At 67.1% G+C, this 24,622-nt stretch carries 22 protein-coding genes; all 22 read left to right on the plus strand.

The window, feature by feature from the left end:
- Positions 1–153 precede the first annotated feature (153 nt).
- The 22 genes from FOZ76_RS22375 (at position 154) to FOZ76_RS22480 (ending at position 24,619) form a co-directional block, all read left to right on the plus strand.
- Entirely contained in the window at positions 154–1,629 is a 1,476-nt protein-coding gene (locus FOZ76_RS22375) for an aldehyde dehydrogenase (RefSeq protein ID WP_143950474.1), read from the plus strand.
- 7 nt (positions 1,630–1,636) lie between these two features.
- The gene (locus FOZ76_RS22380; RefSeq protein WP_143950475.1) at positions 1,637–3,274 is read left to right on the plus strand and encodes a GMC family oxidoreductase; all 1,638 of its coding nucleotides are present in this window, start codon (positions 1,637–1,639) and stop codon (positions 3,272–3,274) included.
- A gap of 157 nt (positions 3,275–3,431) precedes the next feature.
- Entirely contained in the window at positions 3,432–4,604 is a 1,173-nt protein-coding gene (locus tag FOZ76_RS22385; RefSeq protein WP_143950476.1) for an ABC transporter ATP-binding protein, read from the plus strand.
- A gap of 227 nt (positions 4,605–4,831) precedes the next feature.
- Positions 4,832–5,710: an ABC transporter permease gene (locus FOZ76_RS22390; protein WP_143950477.1), complete on the plus strand. Its 879-nt coding sequence runs from the start codon at positions 4,832–4,834 to the stop codon at positions 5,708–5,710.
- 5 nt (positions 5,711–5,715) lie between these two features.
- Positions 5,716–6,561 carry an ABC transporter permease gene (locus FOZ76_RS22395; protein ID WP_143950478.1) on the plus strand — a complete coding sequence of 282 codons (846 nt, stop codon included), beginning with the start codon at positions 5,716–5,718 and terminating at the stop codon, positions 6,559–6,561.
- A gap of 37 nt (positions 6,562–6,598) precedes the next feature.
- Positions 6,599–7,651: an extracellular solute-binding protein gene (locus tag FOZ76_RS22400; protein WP_143950479.1), complete on the plus strand. Its 1,053-nt coding sequence runs from the start codon at positions 6,599–6,601 to the stop codon at positions 7,649–7,651.
- Positions 7,652–7,711: 60 nt separating this feature from the next.
- Positions 7,712–8,203, plus strand: coding sequence for a MaoC family dehydratase (locus FOZ76_RS22405; RefSeq protein ID WP_342781886.1), 492 nt, complete (start codon positions 7,712–7,714; stop codon positions 8,201–8,203).
- Entirely contained in the window at positions 8,200–9,354 is a 1,155-nt protein-coding gene (locus FOZ76_RS22410; protein WP_143950480.1) for an acyl-CoA dehydrogenase family protein, read from the plus strand. Before FOZ76_RS22405 ends, FOZ76_RS22410 begins: the two co-directional genes overlap by 4 nt.
- Before the next feature lies 1 nt (position 9,355).
- The gene (locus FOZ76_RS22415; protein WP_143950481.1) at positions 9,356–9,835 is read left to right on the plus strand and encodes a MaoC family dehydratase; all 480 of its coding nucleotides are present in this window, start codon (positions 9,356–9,358) and stop codon (positions 9,833–9,835) included.
- Positions 9,832–11,085, plus strand: coding sequence for a CaiB/BaiF CoA transferase family protein (locus FOZ76_RS22420; RefSeq protein WP_143950482.1), 1,254 nt, complete (start codon positions 9,832–9,834; stop codon positions 11,083–11,085). The genes FOZ76_RS22415 and FOZ76_RS22420 overlap by 4 nt, the downstream gene beginning before the upstream one ends.
- A gap of 30 nt (positions 11,086–11,115) precedes the next feature.
- The gene (locus FOZ76_RS22425) at positions 11,116–12,027 is read left to right on the plus strand and encodes an HpcH/HpaI aldolase/citrate lyase family protein (RefSeq protein ID WP_143950483.1); all 912 of its coding nucleotides are present in this window, start codon (positions 11,116–11,118) and stop codon (positions 12,025–12,027) included.
- Between the two features lie 25 nt (positions 12,028–12,052).
- A complete protein-coding gene (locus FOZ76_RS22430; protein WP_143950484.1) occupies positions 12,053–13,462 on the plus strand; it encodes an MmgE/PrpD family protein in 1,410 nt (469 codons plus the stop codon).
- 305 nt (positions 13,463–13,767) lie between these two features.
- Positions 13,768–15,357: a MocR-like pyridoxine biosynthesis transcription factor PdxR gene (gene pdxR / locus FOZ76_RS22435; protein ID WP_143950485.1), complete on the plus strand. Its 1,590-nt coding sequence runs from the start codon at positions 13,768–13,770 to the stop codon at positions 15,355–15,357.
- A 224-nt stretch (positions 15,358–15,581) separates the two neighbouring features.
- Entirely contained in the window at positions 15,582–16,799 is a 1,218-nt protein-coding gene (locus FOZ76_RS22440; RefSeq protein WP_143950486.1) for a branched-chain amino acid ABC transporter substrate-binding protein, read from the plus strand.
- Between the two features lie 7 nt (positions 16,800–16,806).
- Positions 16,807–17,697 carry a branched-chain amino acid ABC transporter permease gene (locus FOZ76_RS22445; protein ID WP_143950487.1) on the plus strand — a complete coding sequence of 297 codons (891 nt, stop codon included), beginning with the start codon at positions 16,807–16,809 and terminating at the stop codon, positions 17,695–17,697.
- Positions 17,698–17,713: 16 nt separating this feature from the next.
- A complete protein-coding gene (locus tag FOZ76_RS22450; RefSeq protein WP_143950488.1) occupies positions 17,714–18,907 on the plus strand; it encodes a branched-chain amino acid ABC transporter permease in 1,194 nt (397 codons plus the stop codon).
- Positions 18,908–18,913: 6 nt separating this feature from the next.
- A complete protein-coding gene (locus tag FOZ76_RS22455) occupies positions 18,914–19,708 on the plus strand; it encodes an ABC transporter ATP-binding protein (RefSeq protein ID WP_143950489.1) in 795 nt (264 codons plus the stop codon).
- Entirely contained in the window at positions 19,683–20,384 is a 702-nt protein-coding gene (locus FOZ76_RS22460) for an ABC transporter ATP-binding protein (protein WP_143950490.1), read from the plus strand. The genes FOZ76_RS22455 and FOZ76_RS22460 overlap by 26 nt, the downstream gene beginning before the upstream one ends.
- Before the next feature lie 55 nt (positions 20,385–20,439).
- Positions 20,440–21,570, plus strand: a complete 1,131-nt coding sequence (locus tag FOZ76_RS22465; protein ID WP_143950491.1) for an amidohydrolase/deacetylase family metallohydrolase — start codon at positions 20,440–20,442, stop codon at positions 21,568–21,570.
- Between the two features lie 89 nt (positions 21,571–21,659).
- Positions 21,660–22,379 carry a pyridoxamine 5'-phosphate oxidase family protein gene (locus FOZ76_RS22470; protein WP_211366401.1) on the plus strand — a complete coding sequence of 240 codons (720 nt, stop codon included), beginning with the start codon at positions 21,660–21,662 and terminating at the stop codon, positions 22,377–22,379.
- A 125-nt stretch (positions 22,380–22,504) separates the two neighbouring features.
- Complete coding sequence (locus FOZ76_RS22475; protein WP_170235578.1) at positions 22,505–23,701, plus strand: amino acid ABC transporter substrate-binding protein; 1,197 nt, start codon at positions 22,505–22,507, stop codon at positions 23,699–23,701.
- A gap of 54 nt (positions 23,702–23,755) precedes the next feature.
- Positions 23,756–24,619 (plus strand): branched-chain amino acid ABC transporter permease, encoded by an 864-nt coding sequence (locus FOZ76_RS22480; protein WP_143950493.1) that lies wholly within the window; start codon positions 23,756–23,758, stop codon positions 24,617–24,619.
- Positions 24,620–24,622: the final 3 nt, after the last annotated feature.

Here is a 24,622-nt window from a genome sequence, read left to right on the forward strand (position 1 = left end):
CGCGCCATACCAATTGCCCACGCCCCGTACTGGTATGTCCTGTGCCCGAAGACTGGTACTCCCCCGCCGGTCCGCGGATGCCTAGCATCGGCGAAAGCCGTGAGTCGATCGCCAAGGCGGCGGATGCGGCGTCAAAACGTCGGAGGTGTGCGAGTGAAGCAGTACGACATGTGGATCGGCGGCCAGTGGGTCGAGGCGAGTTCGGGCGAGAGCTTCGAATCCTTCGATCCGTACACGGGCAAGCCCTGGGCGTTGATTCCGCGCGGCACCGCCGAGGACGTGGACCGCGCTGTGCGCGCCGCCGCCGAGGCTTTCCAGGGGCCATGGTCGCGCCTGACCGCCAGCGCGCGCGGCGAGTTGCTGCTCCGCCTGGGCGAACTCCTCGTGCAGCACCAGGACACGCTGGCCGAGACCGAAGTGCGCGACAACGGCAAGCTGATCGCGGAGATGAAGGCGCAGATGCGCTATCTGCCGAAGTGGTACACGTATTTCGGCGGGCTGGCCGACAAGATCGAGGGCTCGGTCATGCCCATCGACAAGCCGGGGCTGTTCAACTACACCCGCCACGAGCCGGTGGGCGTCGTGGCCGCCATCACCCCGTGGAACTCACCGCTCATGCTGCTCGCCTACAAGATCGCCCCGGCGTTGGCGGCGGGCAACTGCGTGGTCATCAAACCCTCGGAGTACACCTCGGCCTCCACGCTCGAGTTCGCCAAGGTGCTCGAGCTGGCGGGCTTTCCCGCCGGCGTGGTGAACGTGGTCACCGGCCTGGGTGCCGAGGCGGGCGCGGCCCTGACGGCGCACCCGCTGGTGGACAAGGTGTCCTTCACGGGTTCCGACTTGAACGGCCAGAAGGTCTACGAGGACTCCGCCCGCACACTCAAGCGCGTCAGCCTGGAGCTTGGCGGCAAGTCGCCCAACATCGTGTTCGCCGACGCCGTGCTCGAGGACGCCGTCAAGGGCGTGGTCTCGGGTGTGTTCGCCGCTTCCGGGCAGAGTTGCCTGGCGGGTTCGCGGCTGTTGGTCGAGGCGTCCATGCACGATCGACTGGTCGACGCGCTGGTCGCCTTCATGAAACAGGTGCGGCTGGGCGATCCGTCCGACGCGGCCACCCAGATCGGGCCGATCGCCACGCCGCCGCAGCACCGCAAGATCCTGGACTACATCGACATCGCGCGAGCCGAAGGCGCCACCTGCGTGCTGGGCGGCAAGGTGCCCGAGGCGCCGCAGTGCACCGGCGGGCAGTTCGTGGAGCCGACCATCTTCACCGGTGTGACCAACCGGATGCGCATCGCCCGTGAGGAAGTCTTCGGTCCCGTGCTCACGGTGATTCCCTTCGAGACGGAAGAGGAAGCCGTCGAGATCGCCAACGACACGCCCTACGGCCTGGCCGCCGGCGTGTGGACGCAGAACATGGCGCGAGCGATCCGCATGGTCGAGCGCATCCGCGCCGGCACCGTCTGGGTCAACACCTATCGCGCCAACAGTTTCATGTCGCCTTTCGGCGGCTACAAGCGCAGCGGCCTGGGCCGCGAGAACGGCATCGCCTCGATGCGCGAATTCATGGAGCTGAAGACGGTGTTCATCAGCACCGCCGACGGCGTGGCCAACCCCTTCATCCTGCGTTGACCGGCCGATGCGTCAGCCAACCCGTCTTCCTGAAGCGCCGGAAAGCGAACACTACGACTACATCGTCGTGGGCGCGGGCTCCGCTGGCTGCGTGCTCGCGCGCGCGCTGAGCGACGACTCCGCCCAGCGGGTGCTGCTGCTCGAAGCGGGGCCGGACGCGGAGACCTTCTGGGTCCGCACGCCCGCCGGCGTGCCCTTCCTGTTTCACAACGCTGCGCTGAACTGGCGCTTTGCCACCGAACCCGAGCCGAACCTGGGTGGGCGCGCCATCTACTGGCCGCGCGGCAAGGTGGTGGGCGGGACCAGCGCCATCAACGGGATGATCTACATCCGCGGCGACCGGCAGGACTATGACGACTGGGCGGCGCAGGGCAATCCCGGATGGGCCTACAGCGATGTCCTGCCTTACTTTCGCCGCTCCGAGAAGAATGAACTGGGCGCGAGCGAGTGGCACGGCGGGGACGGTCCGCTCAAGGTTTCCACGGGCGAGTACCAGCGGCCCATCAGCGCGGCGTTCATCCTCGCCGCCAACCGGATCGGCATTCCCGAGAACCGGGATTTCAACGGCGCGCATTTCGCGGGCATCGGCTATTGCCAGCACACGATCCATGGCGGCGTGCGGCAGTCGGCTTCGCGAGCCTTCCTGCGGCCCGTGCGCAGCCGCCGCAACCTGGTGGTGCGCGGCGGTGCGCTGGTGCATCGCGTGGTGCTCGAAGATGGCGCCGCCACCGGCGTGGTCTACGAACGGGACGGCCAGGTGATGCGCGCGAGCGCCCGCAGGGAGGTCATTCTGAGCGCGGGCGCGATCGGCAGCCCGCACCTGCTCATGCTCTCGGGCGTCGGCCCGGGCGACCAACTGCAGGCGGCCGGGGTGCCCGTCGCCCTGCACCTGCCCGGTGTGGGCCGCAACCTGCAGGATCATCTGTGCCTGAATACGGTGTTCGAGGTGCACGAAGGCCTGTCGATGAACCGGGCCCTCGACGGGTGGCGCAAGTACCTGCACGGCGCACGCTACCTGCTGAACAAGGGCGGGCCGCTGTCCATGGGCACCTCGCACGTACAGGCCTTCGTCGCCACGCACGCGCAGCGGAGCCGTCCTGACGTGCAGCTCAGCTTCAAGCCCTACAGCTTCACCTTCGAGAGCGACGAAGTCCTGCGCGTGCATCCTTTTCCGGGCATGCAGGTCGCCGGGTTGCAGTTGCGTCCGGCGTCGCGCGGTGCGATCTCGCTGCGCAGCGCCGACCCGGCCCGGGCTCCGCGCATCGAGGCCAACTACCTGGCGGCGCAGGAGGATCGGCAGACCATGATCCGGGCGCTGGAACTCATCCGACGCCTGGCCGCGACCAGCCCGCTGTCCGACATGGTGGTGCGCGAGCATCTGCCGGGTTCCGGCACGGATACGCCCGAGCGCATGCTCGAGTTCATCCGCAGCAACAGCCAGTCCATCTATCACCCGGTGGGCACCTGCCGCATGGGCCAGGACGAGGCCGCCGTCGTGGACGAGCGACTGCGGGTGCGCGGCATCAGGAATCTTCGCGTCGCCGATGCCTCGATCATGCCCAACCTCATCAGCGGCAACACCAACGCGCCGACGATCATGATCGCCGAGAAGGCGGCCGACATGATCGCCGCCGACCGCCCGTGAGGTCTCTCTCCGGCTTTCCAGGTTGGGACATTTGCCGAAAACGCCGGTGCCGACCGTCCCAAGTGGTCTGCGCAGTGAAGGCGAATTGGCTATTACCGTGCGATGGCCGCAAGGCCACAATCATTTCTCCAGCACCTCGACCGGCAGGACATACCAAATGCACTCCTTGGCTTCGGAACTACCGTCAGGGCCATCTGACATCCAGGCGAGTACCGCGGCTCAACCGTCTGTCGAACAGATTCGCAGCGACCTGCCCGCAAAGTCGGTCAGCCTGATCGGGATCACCAAGCACTATGGGGGCAACGTGGTGCTCAAGCCGCTGAGCCTGGAGATCCGGCCGGGCGAACTGCTCGCGCTGCTCGGCCCGTCCGGCTGCGGCAAGACCACCACGCTGCGCGTGCTGGCGGGCTTCGTATCGCCGGACAGCGGCACCGTGCGGCTGGACGGCGAGGACGTCACCGACGTGCCGCCCAATCTGCGCGGCCTCGGGATGGTCTTCCAGTCGTACAGCCTGTTCCCGCACATGACCGTGCTCGAGAACGTGGCGTTCGGGCTGCGCATGCGCGGCGTGCCGGCGTCCCGGCGTACCGCACCGGTGCGCGAAATGCTGGAGCTGGTGCGGCTGGGCGACTATGCCGACCGCTATCCGTCCCAGCTCTCCGGCGGCCAGCAGCAGCGCGTGGCCCTGGCACGCGCCCTCGTCACCCGCCCGTCCGTGCTGCTCCTGGACGAGCCGCTCGGCGCACTCGACAAGAACCTGCGCGAGCGTATGCAGTTCGAGATCCGCGCCCTGCAGCGCAGTCTGGGCATCACCACCGTCCTGGTCACGCACGACCAGGAGGAAGCGATGACCATGAGCGACCGGATCGCCGTCATGTCCGGCGGCGAGATCATTCAGATCGGCGAGCCGGCGAGTATCTACGCCAGGCCGAAGAACCGCTTCGTCTCCGAGTTCCTGGGTACCTCGAACCTGCTCGAAGGCACCTGCATGGGGCGGGACCCGCAGGGCCGCGTGCTGGTGCGCCTGGATCTCAACGGGCGTATCAACGCCGGCAGCCTGCCGCCCGGCGTGGACGACTGCCCGGAAGGCGCCCGAGTCGCCCTGGCGGTCCGGCCCGAGCACCTGGTGGTGCAGGCGTCGCCCTCGTTCGGCGTCGAGTGCGTGCTCGAGAGCCGCATATTCCGCGGCAGTTACTGTGTCTACGAACTGCAGGCGGGTGCCGGGACCAAACTGATCGCGTTCACCCAGGTGCCGGACGAGTCGATAGGCATCGGCGATCAGGTCCAGGTCTCCTGGCAGGTCGAACAAGCCGTCGTCCTGGTGGACTGAGATGAAGGCCCACCCCCTACGCGCTGACGCGCGCCCCCTCAAGGGGGCGGCACTGGCGGACCGGCAAAGCCGGCTCCGCGGTGCCCTGGATCGCATCGCCGCAGTTTCATGCGTCGAGGGTGGCGCGCAGCGCCATGGAACTGAGATGAAACGACCCTCGCGCTCACTGCGTTCGCTGCCCCCCGGGCGGGCTTCAGCCGCCTTCGGGCGAGCGTGCGGAGGCTGAGATGACTTCATCCGCTTTGCGACGCGTCCTGACCGCTCGCCGGCCCGCACGGGAAGACTACAGCGCCACGCGGCGCCGATGGATGCTGCCGGCGCTGCTGCTGCTCGGCATGTTCTTCGTCGCGCCGCTCGTCTACAACGGCTGGCGCAGCATGACAGAGGAGGGCGCGGCGGCCGACCCGCTCTTCTACTACGCCAAGCTGCTTGGCGACCCGTATTACCGCGAGGTGCTCTGGAGAACGCTGTACGTCAGCTTCACCGTCACGCTGCTGTGCCTGGTGGCAAGCTACCCGGTGGCCTACTTCATGGTGCGCCGCGCCGGGCGGTGGCAGCCGCTGATCATCTTCTGCCTGATCGCGCCGCTGCTGACCTCGATCATCATGCGCACGCTCGGCATCCGTCTGCTGCTCGCGCGCCAGGGCGCATTCAACGCGGTTCTCGAGTCGGTAGGGCTGCCCAGCCTGCCGGGCTGGATGGCGAGCGGGGTGTTTCCCGTCTATCTCGGGATGATCCACGTGCTTATCCCCTTCATGGTCCTGTCCATCGCACCGGTCATCCAGCGCATCGAGCCGGCGCTGGAGGAGGCCGCAGGCATCCTCGGCGCGAGCAAATGGCGCGTGTTCTGGCACGTGACGCTGCCGCTGAGCCGTGAGGGCATCTACGCCGGCTGCATCCTGGTCTTCATGCTCTCGAACGGCAGCTTCGTGACGCAGCTCCTGCTCGGTGCCGGCAAGATGACCACGCTGCCCGTGCTCATCTTCCAGCAGTTCAACGTCACCATGGACACCGCGTTCGCCGGCGCGATGGGCAACGTTCTGCTGATCCTCACGCTCGGCTGCCTGTTCGTGCAGTCCGTGCTCACCGGCCGCCGCCGAGGATGACCACGATGTCCGCAATCCCCGCGACTTCCCTGCCCACCGGCCGTGCGCGACGGCGCAGTCCCGATCTCGGCAGACTGCTGCTGCCGGGCTACGTGGTCTGTTTCCTGTTCTTCATCGTGCTGCCGATCGCGTTGGTGGTGATCGTCTCGTTCTCGCCGTCGCCGTTCCTGCGCTTTCCGATCACCGACCTGTCGCTGCGTTGGTACCAGCGCGTCTTCGAGTACGAGCCATTCATCACGTCGCTCAAGACCAGCGTACTGCTGGCCGTGGTGTCCTCCTCGGTCGGCGCCGTCGTGGCCGTGCCCTGTGCGCTGGCCATCGCCCGCTCGCGCAGCCAGGCGGCCAAGGCGGTCGTCTTCCTGCTGCTGTCGCCCATCTCCATTCCCGGCATCGTGGTGGGCTTCGCTCTGCTGTACTACCTGGCCGCGCTCGGCCTGGGCCCCGGCTTCACGGCACTGCTCGTCGCGCACACCGTCATCGCCATTCCCTACATTTCGCGCACGGTAATCAGCGTCTACCTCACGATGCCGGCGAGCGTGGAGGAGTCCGCGGTCATCCTCGGCGCATCGCGCGCCAAGGTCCTGCTGTACGTGACGCTGCCCCAACTGCGCCACGGCATCTTCGCCGGCGTGCTGTTCGCCTTTCTCATCTCGCTGGACAACCTGCCCGTGTCGTTCTTCTTCGGCACGGCGCAGACCGATACCCTGCCCGTCGTGATGATGAGCTACCTGCAGAACCAGTTCGACCCTTCGGTGGCGGCCATCGCCACCATCCAGATGCTTCTGGCCGTGGCCGCCCTGCTCGTCGTGGATCGCGTCCACGGCCTGGGGCGCATGGGCCGTGCGGTCTGAGCCGCGCCTAGTCAACGACTCACTTGGAGAGCCCGACATGAACTGCTTGCCCTTTGTCCTCAGCCGGTGCGCGCGCGCACTGCTTCCGGTCTGCGCCGGCGTCCTGGCTCTCGCGCCGGCCGCCCAGGCGGCGGACGTGGTCGTCGCCTCGCACGGCGGTGTCTGGGAGCGCGCTACCCAGGAGTGCTTCGTCAAGCCCTATCAGGAGAAGACCGGAAAAAGCGCACAGGTGGTGCTCGGCACGCCCGCTCAATGGGTGAACCAGATCGTCGCGAACCCGGCGAAGCCGCCGATCGATCTGCTGCTCGCCTCGCCCGACGGCGTGATCGACGCCATGAACCGGGGCATCGTCGATGCCCTGGACCCGGAGCGGCTGCCGGTCATGAAGGAGATGAATCCGCAGCTCAAGAGCCTGGAGCGCGGCTATGCCGCGGTGGTCGGGTTCAGTTCCATGGGCCTGGCCTACAACACCGAGACCGTCAAGAGCCCGCCCAAGACCTGGGCCGAGTTCGTCGAGCGCACGGCCAACGGCGAGTGGAACGCCGCCATCCCGAGCATGCGCCAGGCGTCGACGCCGTCCGTGGTGCTGTGGATGATGGCCCACACCTTCGGCGGCGGTGCGGACAACATCGAGCCAGCCTTCGAGACCATCGCCAAGATGCGCTCGGGCGGCAGCATGCGCGTCTGGAACGACATGAACGAGTTCCTCACCTTGCTGAAGATGCAGGAGATCGACATCGGCATGTACTGGGAAGGGCGGGCCTGGGCCTTTCACGACGAAGGCAATCCCGAGATCGCCTTTGTGAAGCCCGAGCCCGGCGTGGCGATTCATACGACGCTGGTGCAGAAAGTGAAGAACGGCAGCGAGGCGGCCTGGGAATTCCTGAACGACTACATGTTGTCGGCCGAGGGCCAGAGCTGCTTCGGCAACATGGTGCAGTACGGCGTCGGCAACGCGAACGTCGAATACAAGCCGGAAATCGCCGGGCGCATCACCAGGATGGACGAAATCGTGACGCCGCCCTACGACGAGATCGCGCCCCACGTGCGCGAATGGGTCGAGCGGTGGAACAAGGAAGTCGACCGCTGAGTATGCCGTCCGGCCCGCTGCATCCTGTTTCCCAATCAACCCAGCCCACAGCAATCGTCCATGCCAATGCAAGCATTCCAAGAGGCCGCCGTCCTGGCCGAAAAGGGCAACGTGTTCGAGGATTTCGAGATCGGACGCGTCTTCGATCACCACTGGGGCCGCACGCTCCGTCACTCCGAGTGCGCGCTGTTCGCCACGGTGAACCTGCACTTCAATCCGCTCTACTTCAATGTCGAGTATGCCAGGGCGCTGGGCCACCCGGACACGCCGGCGAACCCGCAACTGGTGTTCTGCGCCGTCTTCGGGATGTCGGTGCAGGACCTGTCCGAGCGAGGCGGCGCATTCCTCGGCGTGGACGATCTGAGCTATCACGAACCGGTCTATCCGGGCGACACCCTCACGGCGCGCAGCACCGTGGTGGGGCTGCGTGAATCCGGCTCCAACCCCACGCTGGGTATCGCGAGCTGGAAGACCGAGGGGTTCAACCAGCATGGTCGGTGCGTGATCTCCTTCACCCGAACCAACATGGTGCAACGCAGGACGACGCAATGACCTACATGACCGACGAGCGCAGGATGATTCAGGAACAGGCGCGCGAGTTCACCCGTCGCGAGGTGATCCCGGTGGCCAACCGGCTCGATCCCGAACAAGGCGACATTCCCCGCGAGCTGCGGGAGAAGATGGCCGAGCTCGGCTACTTCGGCATCCTCGTGCCGGAGGCGTACGGCGGCTTGGGGCTGGGCTGCTTCGAGTACTGCCTGGTGACCGAGGAGCTGTCGCGCGGCTGGATGTCGGTGGGTTCGCTGATCGTGCGCGGCAACATGCTCATCGGCAGCCACATGATGAGCGAGGAGCAGCGCAAGCGCTACTTCAGCCGGATGGCGACCGGCGAGCTGGTCGGCGCCTTCGCGATGTCCGAGCCCGACGCCGGCTCGGACGTCGCCAACCTCTCGTGCCGCGCCGTCAAGGAGGGCGACTCCTGGCTCATCACCGGCAACAAGTACTGGTGCACGTATGCCAAGGAAGCCGACTTCCTGATCGTCATCGCGCGCACCTCGAAGGCGCCGCCCGAGAAGCGCCATCGCGGCCTGTCGATGTTCTTCATCGAGAAGAAGGCCGGCGAGTTCCCCGATGGCATCGCCGGCTCGGCCATACCGAAGATCGGCTATTTCGGCATGAAGACCTACGAGCTCGCCTTCGACAACTTTCGCGTGCCCGCCGAGAACATGATCGGCGAGGAGGGCCAGGCTTTCTACTATGCCACGCACGGCCTGGAGACGGGGCGGGCGCAGACCGCCGCCCGGTCCATCGGTGTCGCGCAGGGCGCGCTCGAGGACGCGATCGCCTACTCCCAGCAGCGGGTGCAGTTCGGCAAGCGCATCAGCGACTTCCAGGTGACCCGCTTCAAGCTGGCTGCCATGGCCGCCGAGATCGAGGCCTGCCGTCAGCTCAACTACTTCGTGTGCGATCAGATCGACAACGGCCGCCGCTGCGACCAGGAGGCCGCGATGTCGAAGTACCTGGCCGCCGAGATGAGCGAGCGGGTGGCCTCCGAGGGCCTGCAGATCCACGGCGGCGCCGGGTACACCAAGCTGCATGCCGCCGAGCGCTACTGGCGCGACGCGCGCCTTACGAAGATCTTCGAGGGTACGTCGGAGATCCAGCTACGCGTCATCTCCGACGGAATTCTTGGGAAAGCGTGATATGAAAATCGCCAAACTCACAGGACGCGACAATTACTTCGAGGCTTTCCGCCCCGGCCAGGTGATCCGGCACGCCCGCGGCAAGACGATCGAGCCGCTGGAGAACGTGTTGATCTCCAACCTGGTGCTGAACTCCGCGGCCACCCACTTCGACGAGCACGCCATGCAGGGCACGCAGTTCGGCCAGCGCGCGGTGTTCGGCGGCGTGACGGCCGCGCTGGTGATCGGCCTCGCCAGCCAGGACACGGCCGAGAACGCGCTCGCCGAGATCGGGATGACGGCCATGCGCTTGAAGTCGCCCGTGTTCCACGGCGACACGCTGTACGCGTACACCGAGGTTCTGTCCCTGGCCGACGCCGACCGGCCGGACGCCGGCATCGCCGTCTTCAGGCACTGGGGCGTGAATCAGAAGGACGCCGTGGTCTTCGAGTGCGAACGCACCGTGCTGCTCAAGCGCGCCAGCCACTGGGGTGACCGATGAGCACCACGCCGGCCGGCGCGCTCGAGGGCGTGCGCGTGATCGACCTGACGCATTTTCTCGCCGGCCCCTTCTGCACCCAGATGCTGGCCGATCAGGGCGCCGACGTCATCAAGGTCGAGCCGTTGCAGGGCGATGCCACGCGGGGCTTCGGCCCTTTCCATCCCGAGGACGAGCTCAAGGCCTATGCGGGCTACTTCGCATCCGTCAACCGCAACAAACGGTCGGTGAGCCTCGATCTGAAGTCGCCTGCGGCGTGCGAGGCGCTCGCCGCGCTCATCGATGGCGCCGACGTGGTGGTCGAGAACTACCGTGCCGGCGTCATGGAGCGCTTCGGGCTGTCCTACGAGGCGCTTGCGCAGCGCAACCCGCGGCTCGTTTACGCGACCATCCGCGGCTTCGGCGACAGCCGGACGTTGTCGAGTCCCTACGCCGACTGGCCGGCCTACGATGTCGTGGCCCAGGCCTTCGGCGGCATCATGGCGATCACGGGCGAGGAGGGCGGTCAACCGACGAAGATCGGCCCCGGCATCGGCGATCTCGGGCCGGCGATGTTCTGCGCCTTCGGCATCGTCTGCGCCGTGCTCAACGCGCGCCGCACCGGCCAGGGCCAGTTCGTCGACGTCAGCATGGTGGACTCCGTCCTGGCCCTGTGCGAGCGGGTATTGCACCAGCATGCGTTCGGCGGGCTGGTGCCCGCGCCGCAGGGCAATCACCATCCTTTTCTGTGCCCGTTCGGCACATTCCCGACGCAGGACGGCCTGTGCACGATCACGGCCTACGACGATCCGATGTTCCGCATCTTGTGCGAGATCATGGGCCAGCCTGGCCTGAGCAGCGATCCGCGCTTTGCGACCTACCAGGACCGCTGGGACAACCGCGAGGCGCTGATCGGCATCATATCGGCCTTCACGTCGCAGCAGACCAAGCACGAGCTGCTGCAGCGCCTGGGCGGGCGGGTACCGTTCGGTCCGGTCTACGACGTGCGCGAGATCGTTGCCGATCCGCACTTCCAGGCGCGCGAAATGGTGGTCCCGGTCGAGCACCCGGGCATGGCAGGCAAGGTCCTGCTGGCCGGGGTGCCGGTCAAGATGAGCGCCACCCCGGGCCGCATCCGGCACCGGGCGCCGCTGCTCGGCGAGCACACCCGCGAAATCCTCGGCGAGATCGGCTGCAGCTCAGCGCAGCTCGACGCCTGGCTGAGCCAGGGCGTGATCCGCGTGGCGCAAGCTGCCGCGGGCAGTAACCGTTAACCGATTGAAGACAGACAGGCAGATAGACTCATGACCATACAACCCCAACGGCTGCGCCGCGTCCAGCTCGCTGTGCCCGGCTCATCCGAGAAGATGATGAAGAAGGCGGCCGCCTCGGATGCGGACCACGTGTTCCTCGACCTGGAGGACGCGGTGGCCCCGGTGCAGAAGGCCGACGCCCGCAGGAAGATCGTCGAGGCGATCAATACCTACGACTGGGGGCGCAAGACCGTCTGCGTGCGCATCAACGACCTGAGCACCGAGTACGCCCATCAGGACATCATCGAGATCGTCGAGGGCGCCGGCCGGCGGGTCGACACCCTCATGATGACCAAGGTGAAAAGCGCGGCCGACATCTATTTCGCCGACGTGCTGCTCAGCCAGTTGGAGAAGAAGCACGGGCTGGAGCGCCGTATCGGGCTGGAGGCCCTCATCGAGGAAGTCGAGGGCATGCAGAACGTCGAGGAGATCGCGCGGGCGAGCGACCGGCTCGAAGCGCTGATCTTCGGCATGGGCGACTTCTCCGCCTCGATGGGGGTCTACATCAAGCCTGACGGCAAGGTCGCCGACTACCCGGGCGATATCTGGCATTACGCACGCTTTCGCATGGTGATGGCCTGCCGTGCCGCCGGCATCGATGCCGTGGACGGCCCGTACGCCGACTTCCGCAACCAGGATCTCTACCTGGAGGAGTGCCGGCGCGGGTTGGCGCTGGGTTGTGTCGGCAAGTGGGCGATCCATCCTGCACAGATCGAGTGGGCGCTGTCGGTCTTCACGCCCGACGCCGGGGAGGTCGCCCGGCTGCGGCGGCTTGCCGCCGCTTACGCCGAAGCGGAGGCACAGGGTCAGGGCGCTATCCAGGTGGATGGCACCATGGTCGACGCAGCCTCGATCCGGATGTTCGGTGCCACGTTGCGCAAGGCCGACCTGATCGGCATGTGACCGGGACCCCCACCCTCCATCGCCCATGAACATTTCCGCTCCAGGACTGACACGGCAGCTCGCGCAGCGCGCCGTCCACGTGCGTTTCGCCGATCTTCCACCGTCCGCGGTGGATACCGTCAAGCGCGGTCTTGCCGACTTCGTCGGCGTGCTGGTCGCCGGCGCGCGCGAGCCGCTGGTGCCGATCCTGCGCGGGCTGCTCGCGCTCGGCTCGCGTGCGGCGGATGGCGAGGCCTCGGTCCTGGCCGGCGGCGGCTGCCTTCGCGCGGCCGACGCCGCCCTGCTCAATGCCGCGACCGGCCACGCACTCGACTTCGACGATATGGCGCTGGATGGCCACCCCAGCGTCGTGCTGGGGTCTGTCGTTCTGGCCGAGGCGCAGCGTGTCGGCGCCTCGGGTGCCGAGGCGATCGCAGCCTATGCCGCCGGTTATGAAGTATGGGCGACACTGCTGCGCTGCCAGGATTCCCCGCTGCATGCCAAGGGCTGGCATCCGACCGCCGTCCTGGGAACCGTGGCCGCTGCCGCCGCGGCAGCGCGTCTGCGGGGCCTTTGTCCTGCGCGTTGCGCCACCGCGCTGGCCATCGCGGCGTCGATGGCGTCGGGCGTGGTGGCCAACTTCGGATCGATGACCAAGCCGCTGCAGGTCGGCCTTGCCGCCCGCAACGGCATCTGGGCCGCGGCCTTCGCCGAGGCAGGGCTGAGCGCCGCCCCCGACGCGCTGGAACACCCGGCCGGCCTTCTGGCTGCGTTGTCGCCGCAAGGGTGGCCGCGGCTCGACGTGGCCGGCGACGAGGGCGGTGCCCTTGCGATCGTGCAGGGCGGCCTGAATTTCAAGCTGTATCCGGTGTGCTACGCCGTGCATCGGATCATCGACGCGAGCCTGCAGATCGCCGGCGAGCCGGGCTGGACGCTGGAACGGGTCGAACGCCTGGAGGTGGCCCTGGGCCGGGCCCAACTGTCGATGCTGCGCGACGAGGTCCCGATCGATGCGCTGCAGGCTCGGTTCAGCCCCCGCTTTGCCGTTGCCTGCGCGTTTCTGCACCGTCGCGTGGGGCTCGCCGAACTCACTGACGCCACCGTTCGTGCTGAGCAGATGCAGCAGTGGATGCGCCGCGTCCACGTCCGCCCGATCGACGAGCGGGACGCCAGTGATCCGCTGTTCTCTCCGTTCGACGAGGTGACCGCCCGTGACGACGGCGGTCGCGCGCTCGCGAGCCGACGCGTGGAGGTGGCCCGTGGACACATGCGCAATCCGGTGGGCTGGGAAGTGCTGTTCGACAAATTCAGGAGCTGCATGCCGGCCACGGCGGCACCTTGTCAGGTACTCGATGTGTTCGAGCAACTCAGGCGGCTTGACGAGCTGCCGGGGGTGGATGGTCTGAGCGCGGCCTGCGCGGGCCTGCTCGAGACTGCCGCGGCCAGCGGCCGATGAGCGCGTCCGTCCGACGGGCACGCCCGTCGAGGCGACCGAGCGAAGCAGCATGCCGGGGCGCGGCCCCGGGATTCGATGGCAGGCCTCTGATACATTCTGTCCAGCCTATTGCATAGGCATGGCGCGCGCTGCACTTTCTTGGTGCGGTCGTGACGCGCGATGGCCCTTGGAACGCGGGTCGACTCGCCGGTTGCTGGATCTGCGCAAGGCTCGCGGGTGGGTGCGGCTTGCTGCATAAATGGCATGGACATTGCTTTGTACGATGGCGGCCTTCGGTCGTGCCAGCCACTCCGAGGTGAAGTGCTATGCATAACACATCGACGTCCCGGTCCCGGGCTGCCGAGGATGAAGCGGTCAGGCGGACGGACCGGGCCAACTGGGCCGAGCTGTTGGAATGGGAATTCCAGGAAGGCGGCGACGTGCCGCTCTACCAGCAGGTCGCCAATTTTCTGCGTTCCCAGATCCAGGCCGGCGTGATCCCCTCAGGAAGCCGACTGCCTTCCACGCGTCAGCTCATGGACCGCCTCCGGGTCTCCCGTACCACGGTCATCACCGCCTATTCCCTGTTGCACGCCGACGGCTACGTGGTCTGTCGAATCGGCTCCGGGACCTACGTGGCGACCGACGTGCTCGATACGTTCGGGCAGGATGCCCCGGTACACGCCGGCGCGGCGCCTGAGGACCAGATCGACGACGTGCCGTCGCAATTGTGGGCACAGAACGACGGTTTGTCCGAGCGTGGAGCGCGCTACGCGCGGCTCGAACTCGATCGCTTCGTGCTCGATCCGGTGCCGTTCAACACCGGCGTGGTCCGGGTCGACGGACGCGCCGCCGCGCATTGGCAGCAGATCGTCCGGCAGCATCTCGCCACGGAATCCGTCTACCAAGGCTATGCGGCGCCCGAGGGAAGCCCCGAGATCCGTCAGGAGATCGCTCGCTACGTCGGCGTATCGCGCGGCATCCGGTGCACGGCCGAGCAGGTCATCCTGGTGGCGGGCTCGCAACAGGCGATCGACCTGGCCATCAAGGTGTTGCTCGATCCGGGTGCGGCGGTGTGGGTGGAGGACCCCGGCTACCCGCTCACCCGCATGGCGCTGGAGACCGCGGGGATGGACATCCGCGCGATCCCGGTAGACCAGGATGGGCTTCGCGTCTCGCAGGGCGTGGCTACCAGCCCCAATGCCCGTGGCGTCTTCGTGACCCCGTCGCACCAGTATCCGCTGGGTGTGGCGCTGTCGATGCGCCGACGTGTCGAGCTGCTCGAATGGGCCGCCCGCTTCAACGCCTGGGTGGTCGAGGACGACTACGATTCGGAGTTCCGCTACAGCGGCCCGGCGCTGCCCGCGCTCAAGGGACTGGACCGGCACGACCGGGTCGTGTACGTGGGCAGCTTCAGCAAGGTGCTGCTGCCCACCATGCGCTACGGCTATATGGTGGTGCCTCCGGCCCTGATACAGCCGTTCCGGGCCGCCCGCTTGCTCGCCGACCGCCATTCGCCGGTGTTCTTCGAGAAGGTGCTGGCCGAGTACATCAGCCGCGGTCACTTCGTGAGCCACATCCGGCGCATGCGCGTCGAATACTGTCATGCCCGGGACGCCCTCGTGAGCATGCTGCAGGAGCGCGCCGGACATCTGGTGGACGTAACCGCTCCCGGCCAGGGTCTGCATCTGATCGCCTACCTGCGCAACGGCATTCCCGACACGCTGGCGGCCCAGGAGGCGATCCGGGCGGGTGTGGCGGTGCGCCCCATCAGCAGCCTGTGCTCGCCGGGCGGTGCCCGGCATTCCGGCCTCATGCTCGGCTTCGCGGGCTACAGCGAAACGCGCATGAGAACCGCTGTGGACAGGCTTGCGATCGCACTGGAAGGCCTGGTGCGCACCTATCGCTCCGACTGAGCAAGGGCAGGGCGCCGCCGCCTTCATCGTTCGTCGTGACCATGGGCTCGAGCGCAAGCCTCTCGCCTCAGGTGGGTTGACTCCACTGGTATCGATGATTCGACGCGATTGGTTCTTTCGCGCTGTCGGGCGGTGAGGCCACACTATCTCCACGCACTTCCGCGGCCGTATGGCGTGCCTTGCGCGCCTGTCTGTCCTTGCCGTAAACCCGTACGGAGCATTCCATGGCAATCTCTTTCCGACCGTCCTCGCTGCGCGCCGCATGGCCGGGCGTCGCCCTGTGCCTCGCGCTGGCGGGATATGTCGCCTCGGCCGATGCGCGCACCGTGAAGATCTGCGCGGTGCTGCCGACGTCCGGGCCGAACGCGGCCACCGGCATCGGCATGATGAACTCGATGGACCTGGCGGTGAATCGCATCAACGAATCGGGCCGCATGGGCGACATCGAGCTCGAACTCGTCAGGCTCGACGACGGCTCTCAGCCCAGTGTCGGCATCGCGGCGGTACTGCGCGCGGCGGCCGACCCGGGTGTGATGGCATGCGCCGCGCACTGGAACTCGCCCGTGGCGCTCGCCACCCGCGACATCTTCCACCGCAATGGCCTGGCCAACGTCACGCCGGCTTCCATCACCTGGAGCCTGACGGCCGAGCAAAAGGGCGACGAGATCTTCCGCATGGCGCCGCCGGACACCTGGCAGGTGGAGCAGGCCGCGCGCTTTCCCGTCGACAGGGGGCACAAGACCTTCTTCCTGATCGACGACAACACGCAGTACGGCAAATCACTCGTCACGGCGATGCAGAAGAACGCGAGCGAGCTGGGTGCCGAGATGGTCGGCAGCGACAGCATCGCGGTCGGCGAAAAGGACTTCACCGCCGTACTCACGCGGGCTCGCTCGCTCAAGCCGGATTTCATCTTCTTCGGCGGCGTGACGACGGAGTCCGCGCTGCTGCGCCAGCAGATGGTCAAGCTGGGGATGGATGACATCTTCTATTACACCGGTTCGGGCACGATGTCGCCGACCTTCGTGAACATCGCCGGGCCGGCAGCCGAAGGCGCCTACGCCTACTTCTACGGCCTGCCCTATGCCGCCTATCCGGGCGGCGTGGACTTCGTCCAGGCCTATGCGAAGAGGGGCTATGACAAGCCCTACGAGACCTACGGCATCTGGTCCTACGCGGCCATCGAGGCGTTGGCCCAGGCGATCAGGCAGGCCGCGGATGCGGGCGAGCTTTCGCGGCGGACGGTGGTCGAGAGGCTGAAGGACGGCACCTTCGACACCGTCATGGGGCCGGTGAGTTTTCCACGCCCAGGCGATATCAAAGAGCGCGTGACCGGCTATTACACCGTACGGGACGGCAGGTGGGTGATGACCCACATCAGCGAACAGGGTGGCACGATCACCGTGCTCGATCAGCCTCAGCCGCTCGACAGCGCGGAGTGAGGGGCTCATGCTGAGCCAGCAGTTGGTCAATGCCCTCGTGCTGGGGAGCATGTACGCGCTGATCGCGGTGGGCTTCACGCTGTACTTCGGCGTGCTCAACCTGATCAATCTCGCACACGGCGCGCTCTACATGCTGGGCGCCTTTACGGCGATCACGGTGCTCCGTCTGTGCGACGCTGCCGGATGGCCGGTCCCGCTGACAGTGTTGGCGATGACCGCCGCCGCGATTCTGGTGTCGGGCCTGGCCGGCGTGCTGATCGAGCGGATCGCGGTCAAGCCGCTGCGGCGGGCGCCGCCGCTGGTGTTTCTCATCACCTCGGTTGCCGTCTACATCGTGATCGAGGAACTGGTGCTGCACTTCTATCCGGACGGCGCCAATCCGCAGGTGTTTCCGGACCCGTTCGGGCTGCAGGCGTTCCGCTTCGGCGGCGTGGTGGTCGGATACGTGCAGGTGTTCCTGATCTGCGTCGCGCTGGCGTCGATCTTCGCACTGCACTACGTCATCACCCGGACCGGTCTGGGCCGCGCGATCCGCGCGGTGACGGCCGACGCCGCCGGCGCGCGGATGATGGGTATCGACGTGGACCGCACCGTGAGCCGCACCTTCTTCATCGGTTCGGCGCTGGCGGCCGTCGGCGGCATCATGGAGGGCATGAACTTCGGCTCGGCCATGTTCAACATGGGGTTCGTCGCGGCCATCAAGGGTTTCACGGCCGCGGTGATCGGCGGCTTGGGCAACGTCTACGGGGCGCTTGCCGGCGGCTACCTGCTCGGCATCGCCGAAGTCCTCATCAGCGGCTTCGTCCCGGGGGGCGGTGCCTACAAGAATGTCCTCACCTTTGCCTTCCTGATCCTGTGCCTGATCTTCCGGCCGCAGGGCCTGCTCGGCCGCAGATAGACGGAGAAACACCCCCATGAGCGTCCACCTCTCGCCCGCGACGGCGCCAGTGCCACGACCCGGGCGGCCCCCCGGCGCCAGGCCGATGCCGCGCCTGGCCTCGATCGCCATCGCCGTGCTCGTGCTCGTCGCCGGGCTCGCCCTGGCAGCCGTCGGCCTGCGCCTGACCGACACCTGGGCCATCGGCGGCTACCTGCTCGCGCTGGCTGCGCTCGGCCTGGGCTGGGGCAGGCTGATGGCGGCCATGCCGACGCTGGCGTCCAGCCTCGCGCGCGAGCGCACCGTGCTGCTCAACGGCTTCGTGCTGTGCGCGGCGGTGTACCCCTTCTACGTGAACGATCCCTACCAGATGCACGTCATGGCGTTTGCCGGCATCTACGCCCTCATGGCACTCGGCCTCAACGTGACGACGGGCTTTGCCGGCCTGGCCGACTTCGGCTACATCGCGTATTACGCCATCGGCGCCTATGCCTCGGCGCTGTTCAACTTGAGCCTCGGGCTCGACTTCTGGATCTGCCTGCCGCTGGCCGCCCTGGTGACCGCGGGGCTGAGCATGTTGGTGGCACTGCCGGCGGTACGGGTGACCGGTCACTATCTGGCGCTGGTCACGCTCGGCTTCTCCTTCATCGTCATACAGCTCATCACCAACCTGGAATGGCTCACCAACGGTACCCAGGGACTGGCCGGCATGGAGCCGCCCAGCCTCTTCGGGCACAGCTTCCAGCAGCCGCTCGACGTATTCGGCTTCACGCTGCCGTTCCAGGCCAATTTCTACTACCTGATGCTGGTTCTGCTGTGCCTGGCGGTTGTCGTATGCGGGCGCCTGTCCCGCTCGCGCTGGGGCCGCGCCTGGGGCGCCATGCGGGGCAACGAGACCGCGGCCAGCGCCACCGGCCTGAACCTCACCCGGCTCAAGCTGCTCGCCTTCGGCACCGGCTCGTGCTTCGGCGGCATCGCCGGCTCGGTATACGCGCACATGGTCGGCTATATCGATCCCTCGACCTTCCGGGTCATCGAGTCGGTCTTCCTGCTCGCCATCGTCGCCATCGGCAACTGGCGCATCGGCGGCGTGATCGCGGCGGCCGTGCTGTTCACCGTGCTGCCCGAGAAGATGCGCGCGTTCGACGAATGGCGGCTGCTGATCTTCGGAGCGGTGCTGCTGATCGTCATGCTCGCGCGTGGCCGCCGCATGATCGGCTCGAACTATTGACGCGCCATGACCCTGCTATCCATTTCCCACGTCACCCGCCGCTTTGCCGGCCTGACCGCGCTCGAGGACGTGAGCTTCGACGTCGAGCCGGACGAGGTGGTGGGGCTGATCGGCCCGAACGGCGCGGGCAAGAGCACGCTCATCAACCTGATCACCGGCATCACCCCGCCGTCGTCCGGCGACATCCGGCTGCGCGGCGAGTCGCTGCTCGGCGTCAAGCCCCACCTCATCGCCCGCAAGGGCATCGGCCGCACGTTCCAGCACATCCATCTGTTCGACGAGCTGTCGGTGCTCGAGAACGTCATGGTCGGCTTCGATTCCCGGATGACGGCCGGCTATGCCGCCACCGTGCTCGGGCTGCGGAGCGTGTGGCGCGAGGAGGCGCAGGTGCGGGAGAAGGCGATGGAGATCCTCGGCCGAGTGGACGAGAAACTGCTCGCGCAATGCTCGGCGCTTGCCCGCGAGCTGCCGTATGCCGACAAGCGCCGGCTGGAAATCGCCCGCGCGTTGGCGACCGGACCTTCGCTGCTGCTGCTCGACGAGCCGGCGGCCGGGATGGCGCCGCAGGAAATCGGAGCGCTTGCCGACGACCTGCGGCGGCTGAACCGCGAGGGCATGGCGGTGATCGTCATCGAGCACAAGATGCGCCTGATCGAGGGCGTGACCGACAAGGTGATAGTGCTCGATCACGGCAGGAAGATATTCGAGGGGTCGTTCGATCTGGTCAAGCGCAACCCCGACGTGATCGAGGCCTACCTGGGACGGAACTATGCCGATGTTGCTGTCGCTCAGGCAAGTTGAGGCGGGGTACGGCCCCGCGAAAGTGTTGCACGGCATCTCGCTGGACGTGGGAGAGGGCGAGGTGGTGTGCCTGCTCGGCGGCAACGGCGCCGGCAAGAGCACCACGCTGATGACCATCCTCGGGCTGCTCAGGCCGCGTGCCGGGACGATCGAGTTCCGCGGCAGCCCGATCGGCGGCCGGGCTACCGTCGACATCGTGCGCAGCGGCGTGGCGATCGTGCCCGAGGGACGACGCATCTTCGGCTCGCTCACCGTCGAGGAGAACCTGCAGATCGGCGCGGCGATCCGCGGGCACGGGCGCGCCGATCCGCGGGCGATCGACGCCGTGATGGGCATGTTTCCCGAGATCCAGGACCGCATGCAACAGCTCGCGGGCACCATGTCGGGGGGCCAGCAGCAGATGCTGGCGATCGCCCGTGCGCTCGTCACGCAGCCCAGGCTGGTGCTCATGGACGAACCCTCCATGGGCCTGTCGCCGGTGCTGGGCGAGCGCGTCTTCGAGATCATCGAGCGGATCCGCGCCCAGGGCGTTTCGGTGCTGCTGGTGGAGCAGAACGCCTATGCGACCCTGGGCGTGGCCTCGCGCGGCTACGTACTGCAATCGGGCGAGATCGTGCTGGAAGGCAGCGCGGATGCGCTGCGCGACTCGCCGCTGGTGCGGCAAGCCTACCTGTAGTCGACATGTCAACGAATGCCGCGGCGTAGCCGGCGCGGCCCAACCGGAGTTCGCCATGCTAGACCTGGTGCTGCGCGGAGCGCGCGTCATCGACCCTTCGCAGAACATCGACGCCCACCTGGACGTAGGTTTCGCCGACGGCAAGGTGGCCGCGCTCGCCGCCGCCATCGATACGCCGGCCGCCGAGACGCGGGACGTCTCGGGCTGTGTCGTGTCGCCGGGCTTCATCGACATGCACGCCCACGTGTACTGGGGCGCGACTTCGATCAGCATCGACGGCGAGCAGATCGCCAGGCGCGGCGGCGTGACCACCATGGTCGACGCGGGCAGCGCCGGCCCGGCGAACTTTCCCGGCCTGCGCCGCTACATCATCGACCCTTCTCCACGCCGGATACTGGCCTATCTGAACGTCGCCTATCCCGGCATCTTTGCCTACAGCAAGCCGGTCATGGTAGGCGAGTGCGCCGATCTGCGGCTGATCGACCCGATCGAGTGCGTGCGCACGGTCGGACAGCATCGCGACGTCATCGTCGGCATCAAGGTGAGGATCGGCCGCGTGGCGAGCGAAGCCAACGGCTCGGCCGCGCTCGACATGGCGTTCGAGGTGGGCGATCAGACCGGGCTGCCCGTCATGGTGCACGTGGACCATCCGCCCCCGCAGATGCGCGACGTGTTGCGCCGGCTGCGCAAGGGCGACGTCCTCACGCACTGCTTCCGACCCTTTCCCAACACGCCGCAGGCGCCGGACGGCGGCATCTGGCAGGAGGTGCTCGAGGCGCGTGAGCGCGGGGTGTTCTTCGACCTCGGGCACGGCGCCTCGTCGTTCGGCTTCGAGGTGGCGGGCGCCATGCTCGACAAGGGCTTTCTGCCCGATGCCATTTCCACCGACATCCACGTGCTCAACGTCGACGGGCCGGTGTTCGACCTGGCCACCACCATGGGCAAGTTCCTCGCCATGGGCGCGGGCCTGCACGACGTGATCAGCCGCGTCACCGCCGGGCCGGCGCGCGGGCTGAATCGCCCGGAGCTGGGCACGCTCAGGCCCGGCGCCGCGGGCGATGCCACGGTCTACGCGCTCGAGCAAGGCAGTTTCCAGTTCACCGATTGCTTCGGCCGGGTGCTCAGCGGCTCGCTGCGGGTCAGGCCGAGCGGCGTCGTGAGCCACGGACGCTGGCTCGAGGACTGAAAGTGGATATGCCGACGCCGGGAAAATGGAACTTCTCCCGGCGTCCGGTGCGCGAGATGATCTGCTCACCTATCCGAAGGAGAGATGTAGTGAGCACGTCACAGAACGAATTCAGCCCCACCGAGCGCAGCCGCGTCCGTCTCATGCGCCAGCGCGGTTCCTACGACAGGAGGGTCGTATACGACATCCTGGATTCGGCACTCATGTGCAACGTCGGCTACGTCATCGACGGTCAGCCCTACGTGACACCGACCGCCTTCTGGCGCGAGCACAACCATTTGTACTGGCATGGCTCGTCCGCCAGTCGGGCGCTGAACGCGCAGATCAAGGACATCCCGGTGTGTGTCACGGTCGCGCACATCGATGGGCTGGTGATGGCGCGCTCGGGCTTTCACAGCTCCGTCAACTACCGCGCCGTGATGGCGTTCGGCAAGGCGCAGCTCGTCGAGGGCCTGGCGGCCAAGCGCGCGGCAATGAACGTGTACATGGACCGCTTCTGCCCCGACCGCGCGGCGACCAACCGGACCGTGACCGACAAGGAGCTGAATGTGACCAAGGTGCTGGTCATGGAGATCGACGAGGCGTCGGCCAAGGTGCGGACCGGCCAGCCGGTCGACGACGACGAGGATTACGAGCTGCCGATCTGGGCCGGCGTCATCGATTTCAAGACGGTGGTCGACCAGATCCGGCCCGATCCTCGCAATCTCCAGGGCGTGCCGACGCCAGCGGGCATCGAGGCCTATACGCCGGGCGCCACGCTGGACAGCGTGCTTTCGTCGATCTACGACGGCGACAAACCGCCGCGTTGATCGACGGCCGGGCTGCTCGATCGCCATCCGACCGGCACAGTCCATTGCGGGCCACCCATCCGGCGCAGCGCCAGGGTGGGTCCATCCATCATCGCTTTTCGACGAGGTGTGTCGTGTTGATTTCAGTGTCCAGAATTGCGTGTGCGCTCGCCGTCGCGGCGGGCCTGGCCGCGCCCGCGGCGTGGGCCGCCGAGAATGGCGTGATCCGGATCGGGGCGGCAATCAGCCAGAGCGGCGCGCTGTCGCGTGAAGGCGGCTTCCTGCACGACGGCTACGAGCTGTGGAAGCAGAAGGTGAACGCCAGCGGCGGCATCACCGTGGGCGGCAAGCCCTACCAGGTGGAGATCATCTACTACGACGACGAGTCGAAGGCGCAAACCAGCGCGCGCCTGACCGAGAAGCTGATCACGGAAGACGACGTCGACTTTCTGTTCGGCCCGTACTCGTCGGGCATCGGCACGGCCACCACCGCGATCGGCGAGCGCTACAGGAAGCTCACCATTGCGCCGATGGCCACGGCCAACAGCATCTACGATCGCGGCTTCAAGTACGTCTTCACCAGCTCGCCGTTGGCCAACCAGGGCCTGCACTCGGTGCTGGACCTGGCCGGCTCGGTGCAGCCCAAGCCCGCCACCGTGGCCATCGTCGGGCCGGACGACCTCTTTCCCAACGTGACGGCGGAGGGGGCGGCCCATAAAGCGAAGGCGCTGGGCATGGAAGTGGTGTACCGCACGACGTACCCGAAGACGGTGACCGATCTGTCGTCAGTCGCCAGCGCGCTGAAGAACGCGGGCGCCGACGTGGTCCTGTCCACGGGCTACACACAGGACTCCATCCTGCTGGTGCGCGCCTTGCGCGACCAGGGCGTGCGTCCGAAGATGCTGGGCTTTGCCACGGCGATCGCCATCCCCGACTTTCGCGGCTCGCTGGGGCCGGCGGCAGAGAACCTGCTGGGCGCCGAATACTGGGTACGCACCCAGACCTATTCGGGTCCGCATTTCAAGGATTCCGAGCAGTACTACCAGGAATTTTCGAAGGCCTTCGGCCGCGCGCCGATCCAGCACGCCGCGGCCGGCACCGCCGGCGCGATCGTGCTCGAGATGGCGATCCGCAAGGCCGACAGCCTGGACACCGAGAAGGTTCGCGAGGCGCTGCTGGGCCTCGAGGGTGAAACCTTTTTCGGCAAGGTGAAGATGGCCGAGAACGGCACCAATCCGCTGGCCAGCCTGGCCGTGCTGCAGATCCGCGAAGGCGAGCCTGCCGTGGTGTTCCCCGACGCGATCAAGCAGGTGAGTGCGGTCTATCCGCTGCCCGCGCCGTAAGCGACGTGCGCCGCGCCGGCCCGCAAGGCCGGCGCGGCCAAACCTGAGGCAACCATGCTCACACAAGCTTTGATCAACGGGCTGCTGCTCGGCGGCCTGTACGGCGTCGCGGCGGTCGGGTTCTCGATCGTGTGGGGCGTGATGGGAATCGTGAACCTGGCTCACGGCTCCTTCATCATGCTCGGCGCGTACGTGGCCTATTTCGCCTTCTCGGAATTGGGCATCGACCCCTTCATGGCGATTCCGGCCGCGATGCTGCTGCTTTTCATGATGGGGTACGCGTTGCAGGTGGTCTGCCTCAACCGCGTGATGCGCACGAACCCCATGCTGTCGCTGTCGCTCACCTTCGGGCTGGACCTGGTGCTGATCAACGTCGCGATGCTGCTCTTCACGACCGACTTCCGGCTGGTGAATACCGCCTATAGCGGCCAGGCTCTGCGGTTCATGGACGCAACCGTGCCGTACGACCGGTTGGCCACCTTCAGCATCGCCGTGCTGCTGGCGGGCCTCTTCTTCTGGTTCCTTCGCCATACGCGTCCGGGTTACGCCATCCTCGCCACCGCGCTCGACCGGCAGACCGTTCCGCTGATGGGCATCAATCCTTCGCGCGTGTATGCGCTCACCGCGGGGCTTGGCGCGGCGCTGGCGGGCGGCGCCGGCTGCCTGGCCAGCATGGTGTTTCCGATCTCGCCGACCATGGGGATTTCATTCCTGGGGTCGGCCTTCGTCGTCACCATCCTGGGAGGCGTGGGCAGCGTGGAGGGCGCGGTGATCGGCGGTCTGCTGTACGGCCTGGTGCAGTCGTTCGCGTCGTATTTCCTGGGGGTGTCGTACCAGGAGGTGGTCGCGTTCTCGGTTTTCCTCGCAATCCTGGTCTTGCGCCCTCAAGGGCTGCTCGGCAGACAATTCTACGGCTGAGGA

Source organism: Verticiella sediminum, assembly GCF_007558815.1.
Classification (GTDB): Bacteria; Pseudomonadota; Gammaproteobacteria; order Burkholderiales; family Burkholderiaceae_B; genus Verticiella; species Verticiella sediminum.